Source organism: Streptomyces sp. NBC_01352 (assembly GCF_036237295.1).
GTDB lineage: Bacteria > Actinomycetota > Actinomycetes > Streptomycetales > Streptomycetaceae > Streptomyces > Streptomyces plumbiresistens.
The window spans coordinates 11,266,506-11,274,169 of the sequence record NZ_CP108354.1; the positions used below are offsets into that span (position 1 = coordinate 11,266,506).

The following is a 7,664-nucleotide window of genomic DNA, read 5'->3' on the forward strand; positions in this document are numbered from 1 at the left end:
GACGGAGCAGAGCCGACAGATCCCGTCACGCTGAACCAAGATTTTTTTCCGAGAGTCGTTCTCCCAGGTCACGTCCTCTCGCCGCCGATCGACCCGGGCCTTCGTGGAACGCGAAGCGACCCCCGGCACTTTGCCGACACTGTTGGCGAATTCAATCCGTCGCGTTGTGCGTAGCACTGCCGTGCGGCTCTTCCGGTTCCTGGACCGCGAACTGTCCGCCGGCGCCAAGCCGTTGCGCGACTCCTACCGCGCCCAGCACCGTGCCGCGCACGTCCTGCTCCCGCCGCCCGGCGTCGGCACCGAGGCCGGCACCGTCGGCACGGCGATCGACCAGCGGCTGCGCCTGGCCTTCACCGCGGCCGCGCCCGTCGACGACGCCTCCCTGATCGGGATCGAGTTGTCGGGCGGGGTCGGCGGCCGCGGCGCGGGCCTTCGGATGCGCTCGGTCGGAAACGAACTCACCGCGCGCCTGACCGAGACGGTGCGCCGCCTGGACCTCGACAACCGGGACCTCCCGGTCGACCACGGCCAGAACGAAGAGGAGCACCTGGCCCGCATGCTCATCGCCGCGGCCTGGTACCAGGTCCTCGCCCGTACGCCGATCGGCTTCGCCTTCACCCCGCTCGCCAAGGCCGCCCTTGAGGACCCCGGCGCCTTCACCTTCGCCCGGCTGCTGGAGCTCCCGGACCGAGACCTGGTGGCCGACATCACCGCCCAGCTCCACGCAGCCGCCCACGGCCCCCTGGAGGCTTTGCGCGCCCGCACCCGGCCCGAGGACTGCGTCGGTGGGCCGACGTTCGCCGGCGCCCAGATCACGGCCGACGCCGACCTCGTTGTCGACGGTCTGCTGCTCGACTTCAAGAGCGCCCGCCGCCCGCTGGCGGAGATGTCCCAGCGCACTGCCTGGCAGCTGACCGGCTACCTGCTGCTCGATGCCGCCGACCGGTACCGGGTCGACACGGTCGGTCTCTACCTGTCCCGCTCCGGGGTCCTCGCCTCCTGGCCCGTCGACGACTTCCTCGCCCTGCTGGGTGCCTGCCGCCGCGACCTCACCGAGCTGCGCGGCGTGTTCGGCGAACTGCTCGCCGGATGCCGGGGCCAGGCCGACGCCCGGTATTCCGGCACGGAGGAGGAGACCGAGCGTGTCCGGCAGCTGCTGGAGCGCCTGGCGCCGGTCGCCGGGCCCGGCTGCTGCCCGGTGTGCACCCAGGCCCTGCCCGAGTCCACCCGCCGGCCCCGGAAGTTCTGCACCACCTGGTGCCGCGACCGGGACAAGGTCCTCCGGCGCCGCGGACTGATGCCCGGCGGCCCGCGCCCGCTGTTCCCCGCACCGCGCAAGCAGCACCTGGACCTCCCCGACGACGCGGAGATTGTGAGCCTCACACCCGTCTTCCCAGGTAGACGTGTCGCCCTGTGAGGCTGTCAGAACCGGTCACCGACCGCTGAGGAGCCGCCCTCGCGAGCCCCGGACGGTCTGCCGTCCGGGGCTCGCGTTGGTTTGGAGAATATGTCGCCTTGCTGCACCCCGCTGTAGGCGCCGCGCTCCTTGTCGGTCTGGCCGTCGTCGCGCTACTCCACAGCCTGCGGTGACTTCGGCCCTGAACCGGCCGCTGCGGGTGATGTCGTCTGGCTCGCCCGTTCGTTCGGATCCTGAGTCGGTGACGCTTCGGGCACCGCGCTGTGAACCGGTGGCATGAGGGGCTGGGACTGGCTCGGGGTAGGCGTGGGCTCCGGTGCGGTGGGCGGGCTGGAGACTCCGAACAGGAAGGCGAGGGCTACCAGGGTCACCGACCCGGCCGTGAAGGCGACGCCGATGTCGCCGGTCGGCGGGACCGTGGTCGAGGTGGCACGCGTGTGCCGGTGGACGGCGTATCCGACGGCAGTCGAGACGAGGAAGATCAGGCCCGCTCCGACGTCGATGGGTACGTTCATTTCTAGGCCTTCGGGCTCAGGGGCCTGCCCGCCTCGACTCTCACATCAACCGCGGGCAGGCCCTGCTTGGCCTCTCGCGGGTGCGGAGGCCCCACCTCGTCCTGCTGCCGATATGGCTGGGTATGGCATCTGTCCGAAGCGGTGGCCGCCATGGTGCGTTGGTGATCTGATTGTCCGTCTGGCCGATACCGCTTGGGGCAGGTCAGAGGGGGAAAAGGCCGGGACAAGTACGGACAGCGTGGGAGCGAGGGGGCCCTGGGATGCCTGATAGAAGAAGGCCGGGGAGGCGGGCGGGGCCTCTGGCGGGGGATACCCCGGAGGCGGCGGAGCTGGCGAAGTGGGTCTGCGCGGTGACGGAGGCTCTCTCACTGCGTGAGCTTGAGGAGCGCTTCAAGTACGGCCGTACGCAGTGGGGGCAGTTCCGCAAGGGGAGCAAGGTCCTTCCGAGCTGGCTCGTGGATGACCTGGTGCCGGCGTTGGTGAAACCACAGGCTCAGCAGGTGCAGTTACAGCTTGGGCGCCGCTTGCAGAAGGCGGCCGAAGCGGCAGCGGTGGCCCGGGAGGCGCAGAGCGGCAGCGTCCCCATGGGCACCGAGGTGGAGCTGCAGGTACGCCTTGATGAGGCGCGGAAGGCGACGATCGAGGCGCAGAAGACGCTGCTGGGCACGACTCAGGTCATCTACATGCTGCTGCAGCTGGTGACGTCGTTGCAGGGCCGGTGTGAGGCGCTGGAAGCCGAAAGGGATCGCGCTACCGCGCCGGCTGCCTCCCTGGATCGCGTGCAGCAGGAGCTCGCCGCGACCAAGCAGAAGGTTGATCTGGCCAAGAAGAAGCTGAAGCGTGCCCGCGAGACACGCGAGGAAGCGGAGGAACTGAACGTCACGGCGGAGGTGACCGCTGCACGGCACGAACGTGCACTGGAGTGTGTGCGAGCCGCCCCGCTGGAAGCTCCTGATGGGCCAGGGGATCCCGCCGAGGAGGCACCCGCCGACGCTGCGGAGGCAAGCTCGGTGGTGGATGGACTTCGTCCGCTGTGGGAGTACGACGCGGATCTGGAGGCGGCCGACCAGCAAATGGAGGCCCACCAGGCGGACCTGGACGTCCTGCGTTCCCAGATGGGTATCGACGCCGCCGAAGAGGGCGGGAACATCCTGCAGGGAGTCGTTGTCCACGAGGACGCCGCGGACAACCGTGCCACATCAGAAGACGGCAGCGTCAGCCACAACGTGCCAAGCCCTGCCGTTGAGGAAACGGCGCTACACATGGGGAAATGGCCCGCGGATCCCTTCATCAGGCCCCCCGGTGCTCCTCGTGACGTCTCGGAGGTTGATGATCCTGAAGCCGGACGGCTGTGCCTCGGCGCCCTGTACGTCCCCGAGGTCAGCGGAGTCCGTCTCCACTTCGGCCTGCTGAACGGGAAGCCTGTCGGGCTGATCGCGGAGATCGACGACTACCAGTTCGAGATCCGGCTTCGCCTGGGTTTGCGGAACATGGGCACCTGGAGCCGCCACAACTTTGCGACCGCCCGCGATGACCTCGCGGAGAGTGGACCGGTGACCAACTGGATCGACCGCGATCAACTGCTGCCCGGCTGGGGGCCAGCAGTCGCAACGGAGTACAGCGTTGCTTCCACCGTGAGAGGGAGCAAACAGCAGTATCAAGTGATCGTTACAGGCTGCGATGGCCCCGGCTGGGTCCTCCAGCTGACCTGTTTCAGGCCGCTGAAGTTCATTGGGTCAGCCCTGGAACGAAGCACGTTCCGCTTGCTCCGCGCCGTGCTCGAGGACTCGGTGATCGCCCCCAGCGGCCGGATGGAGGCGGGCCACTACGTCCTGGAACGTCCAACCTCACACCCAGCTCCCCGGCGATCCTCGTTCACCTACAAGATCAAGTCAGCCGAACCTTCCGTACCCGCCACCGGCGGGCGCCGCAAGTCGACGTTGTCCACGGACAACGCGGACAACTCGACTACCAGGGAAAACCCTGTCCGCGCGGCGTCCACGGACAACGTAGCCAGCAAAAGGCGGCCTAGGGTGTCCGCGCCGCGCTGGGTGGTGGTGAAAGACACGGTCGCGTGCCTCACCATGCTCCTCTGGACCGGAAGCCTCGCAGCAGGACTGACATACCGGCAGGAAGCCAACCTCAAGTTCTTCTGGGACGGCGTACTCACGTACCTAATGGTCTCGTTCATGCTTGTGGCTTCCGCCGTGATCTTCGGCCTGGTCATCGCCATGAGCAACTTCACCCACACGCGAGAAGGGGCCATCCGCGAGCCGGCTGGAACGTCCTGTCTCGTGATCGGACTCACCGGAGTCCTCACGCTGGTGAGTTTGCCCATCGCCTCTGCCAATCCAGATGTCCTGCCGTGGATGGGCGAGTGGGGAAAAATCCTGAGCGACACACTTCTCGCCTAGGACCCGTCCATCCGTTCCAGGCTCCACTGCCGGGAGGACCAGATGAGCGCGCAGCCCGACCACGCACCCGTCACCCCGTACGCCCCCGCCCCGGCAGCTCCGGGCTGAACTGCTCGCGCAGTTGCGTGCCGACCGGCGTGCCGCTCAGTGGGTGCCGGCCTTCGAGCGGGAGTGGGCGGCGGCCCTGGAAGAGTCGCGCCAGACGTTCTCCCTTGCCGCCCTGTACGAGGTCGTCCAGGACTGGCAGGGCCGCCTCGCCCACGCCCCGGCGGTGGATGCGTTCGTCGCCTCCGGCCACGACGACAGCGACGCCATCGACATGGCGGAGCTACGGGGCAGGCGAAGGCGCCGGTGACCGCACAGCCGTACGCGGTCCGCTTCTCACCGCCGGCCGCGAAGGTCCTCGATGCCCTCCCCGAGGACGTCGAGGACACCGTGTGGGACGTCCTGGACGCCGCCGGCGACCCGTGGGGCTTCCAGCAGTGGAACGCTGAGGACCCCGAGGGCGAAGACGTGCGCTACGCGTCCGTCGGCCAGCTCTCCCTCACCTACTGGATCAACCGGCCGCTGCGCCGCCTGACCGTCCTGAACATCGTCTGGCTCGGGTAGCCGTACGTGACAGCGCTCTGCCCCCGGCATACACCTGCCGGGGGCAGAGCGCTTCGCGTGTGACGACTTCTCAGATCTGCTCGCAAGAAGCAGACAGGGCATACGCGCGCTGCTACTCGGGCGGTGTGACCAGGCGCGTCGCCTTCGGGTCGACGTTCGCAGCGCAGTCCAAAGTGGGCAGGTCGTGATCGGGAAGGCCGGCGAGCGCGACCGCAGCCTTGCCGGTCAAATGCGCGCCTTGGATCGACTGCCCGTCAGCGACGGCAGCATAGAACCGGGCCGCGTACGCGATCGCGTCAAGATCACCGATCGTGTCCGACATGCCGATGGCGAAGGGAACATTGTCGACCAGGTTCTTGGTCTGCGCGGCGGAGTTGCAGGAGTTGAGAAGGACCAACAGCGGCGGCTCGTCGACGGCCGCAATGGCGCTGGCGAAGGCCGCGGCCGTGACGATGGCACCCTCGTGGCGCTGGTCGAGGTCCTTCTCGAAGACGATCAAGTCTTCCGCGCTGTGGCCGGAGAAGTGCACGACGTGAGGCCGGAACCGGGTAAGCCCATCAAGGAGGACGTCTGCCGTCGCCGCTGGATGGACATCCAGTTCCACCAGGTCCCGGTGCGTGGCCCTCTCCACGGCCGCACGGATCCGCTCCTGCTCGCGGCCGACTCGCAAATCCCCGGCTGAAGCGGCGCCCAGCATCAGCACCCGCAGCTTCTCGGGCTTTGGCGCACGCAGTTCTTTCAGCACCGTGCTCACCTGCTCCTCGGCGGTCGACAAACGGTTCTCCATGCTCGCCTGCTCGGCCGCGGCACGCCGCTCCGTCGCCTGTTGCTCACGCTGGCGCGCCTTGTCGGCGGCATCCCGCTCCGCCCTCTCCGCCTTGGCCAGCTTGGCCTCCAGGGCCGCCGCCTCGGTGCCGTACTTGGCGGCTTTGCCCTCCCAGGTACTGGCCTCACGCGCGGCCGTGTTGGCCGCAGCCTCGCAGCGGGTGGCAGCGCTCAGCTTGCTCTTGATCGTGGTTGCGTTCTTCGACTTGTCGGCAGCAGCCCGGGCCTTCGCCGCCTCCGAACGCTTGCCGGCCTCCTTGACCCGCAGCGCACTCGCCTTCTTCTCAGCGTCAGTGCGCGCCTTCCTCTTCCGGTCCAGCTGGCCTCGGTACAAACTCACGCTCATGGGTGGCCCTTTCGACGGTCCCGTACCGACGGTACTTCGCGTCACTGACATCCCGGCTGCCCTGCTTGTCCCGCTGTGAGGCTCGTACCTGCCGCGGCTGCGCTCGACTACGGCCTGTCCCAGCGCGCCCTGATCGCCGTCTCCAGTCGCTCCGTGATCACCCGCCGCCCTGCTGCGCTCGCCCACAGCGGCCTCCAGGCCCTCGAACCTGGCGTCGGCAGCGCCAGGCCGCGACCACGACCGGGATCACCGTGGAGACCCGCGCCCGCTTCGGGTACACCGCGCCGATCGGCACGACCGACGACGGACGGTTTAGGCGACTGACCGTGCACCTACCCCCGACCTACGCGCAGCGCCTGTTCGACGCCCGCGACGCCGGGGCCAGCGACCAGGAGATGCGCGGGATCATCGCCGAAGGCTTCAAAGATATATATTTCCAGGACGGTGGTGTCCGCGCCACGGGACTGTCTGATGTAGCCATCAACGACATTGATTACATCGACATCGACTACTGAACTGAAAGGGACTGAAAGAGCGTTCTCTCCGCGCAGCGGTAAGTACTCGGAGACTGCTTGTCGACCTTAGACAATGAATCGAGCCACGGATTCGATAAATCGAAGAGACTCTGGCGGTGCAAATTGATTAATGATAATAGTGGCTGCGATTGCGGTCAGGACATTCAGAGAAAATGTGAGGCCTAGCAGGGATTCAGAGTCCCACTTGTAGGCCCGGTGGGGGTGGTCGACGCGCCGCACGAAAAAGTCCACGACCTGGGCCGCGCTCACGGTGGAAAAAATCAAGATAACAACGGCTGCGATGCCACGGAATGAGGGGAATCCTTCAACCGTTCTGAGTTCATTTGCCAGGAGGAACAAGAAGGTTAGAAGAGCAATCGAGGCCATGATGAGCGCGGCGTTTCCGAGCTTCCACTTCCAGTTCCTCTTCTTCTGTGGAGGCTGCGTATCCGTGAGCTGGGCTAGTAGATCAAGGGAGGGCGGAAGAGGCCGTGAGTCGGGCGCAGGTCGTCGGCGGGGCTGAGGGTTTCCTTCGCCTCGCTCAGCACGTCGAGAGTCTTGAGCTGCACGTCGAGCTTCTGCCCGGCTGACCCCTTGAGGCTGCGAGTGGTGTTGCTGGTCGGGGCCGCTGCTTCCCTGACCCGTCCCTTCACGTCGAGGGGCCTTGCGGCCGCTCTGTGGAGGCCCTGGTGGCTTCTGGCGATGTCCGCCGCTACGACGCGGTTCTGCACCTGACAGCTTTGAGAGAAAAGACCCGCCCGACGTCGGCCTCGGCGTGGAAGGCTCCTGAGGCACCGCAGCTGCTGTGCTGGCTACATCCGGGCTGGGGGCCCCCGCCTCAGGCGCCGGCTGACTGCTGAGGCCGTCAGGGGAAGAAGTGTCCGGGGCGTCCACGTGACCGTTGATCACACGCCACAGCGCCTCACGGGACGCTTGGACGGATGCTGCGGCCGCCTCATGGGCCTCTTGGACGGATGCTGCAGCCAGTGGTGCGTTTACGGGCTTGACCTGTGTTGCGGGTTC

At 67.3% G+C, this 7,664-nt stretch carries 5 protein-coding genes and 2 pseudogenes; 5 read left to right on the forward strand and 2 right to left on the reverse strand.

Annotated elements, in window-relative coordinates; all coding sequences use genetic code 11:
- Positions 1 to 166: 166 nt before the first annotated feature.
- Positions 167 to 1,417, forward strand: a complete 1,251-nt coding sequence (locus OG252_RS51950) for a hypothetical protein (protein ID WP_329332677.1) — start codon at positions 167 to 169, stop codon at positions 1,415 to 1,417.
- Positions 1,418 to 1,569: 152 nt separating this feature from the next.
- On the opposite strand, the gene OG252_RS51955 is transcribed toward OG252_RS51950, so the two are convergent.
- A complete protein-coding gene (locus OG252_RS51955) occupies positions 1,570 to 1,932 on the reverse strand; it encodes a hypothetical protein (RefSeq protein ID WP_329332675.1) in 363 nt (120 codons plus the stop codon).
- A 350-nt stretch (positions 1,933 to 2,282) separates the two neighbouring features.
- Here OG252_RS51955 and OG252_RS51960 point away from each other — a divergent pair, with 350 nt between their 5' ends.
- The 3 genes and pseudogenes from OG252_RS51960 (at position 2,283) to OG252_RS51970 (ending at position 4,955) form a co-directional block, all read left to right on the forward strand.
- Positions 2,283 to 4,346: a DUF3710 domain-containing protein gene (locus OG252_RS51960; protein ID WP_329332673.1), complete on the forward strand. Its 2,064-nt coding sequence runs from the start codon at positions 2,283 to 2,285 to the stop codon at positions 4,344 to 4,346.
- Positions 4,347 to 4,388: 42 nt separating this feature from the next.
- Positions 4,389 to 4,701: pseudogene (locus tag OG252_RS51965) on the forward strand (DUF6247 family protein).
- Positions 4,698 to 4,955, forward strand: a complete 258-nt coding sequence (locus OG252_RS51970) for a hypothetical protein (RefSeq protein WP_329332671.1) — start codon at positions 4,698 to 4,700, stop codon at positions 4,953 to 4,955. Before OG252_RS51965 ends, OG252_RS51970 begins: the two are co-directional and overlap by 4 nt.
- A 112-nt stretch (positions 4,956 to 5,067) precedes the next feature.
- Here the strand turns inward: OG252_RS51970 and OG252_RS51975 are convergent, their stop codons facing one another.
- Positions 5,068 to 6,126, reverse strand: coding sequence for a hypothetical protein (locus OG252_RS51975; RefSeq protein ID WP_329332669.1), 1,059 nt, complete (start codon positions 6,124 to 6,126; stop codon positions 5,068 to 5,070).
- A 212-nt stretch (positions 6,127 to 6,338) separates the two neighbouring features.
- Between OG252_RS51975 and tpg the strand changes: the two are divergent.
- Positions 6,339 to 6,641: pseudogene (gene tpg, locus OG252_RS51980) on the forward strand (telomere-protecting terminal protein Tpg); the annotation flags it as partial.
- Positions 6,642 to 7,664 lie beyond the last annotated feature (1,023 nt).

Excerpts from the sequence above, each read along its gene's own strand:
- OG252_RS51955 (WP_329332675.1), bottom strand. The coding sequence starts at position 1,932 with ATGAACGTACCCATCGACGTCGGAGCGGGCCTGATCTTCCTCGTCTCG.
- OG252_RS51975 (WP_329332669.1), bottom strand. The coding sequence starts at position 6,126 with ATGAGCGTGAGTTTGTACCGAGGCCAGCTGGACCGGAAGAGGAAGGCG.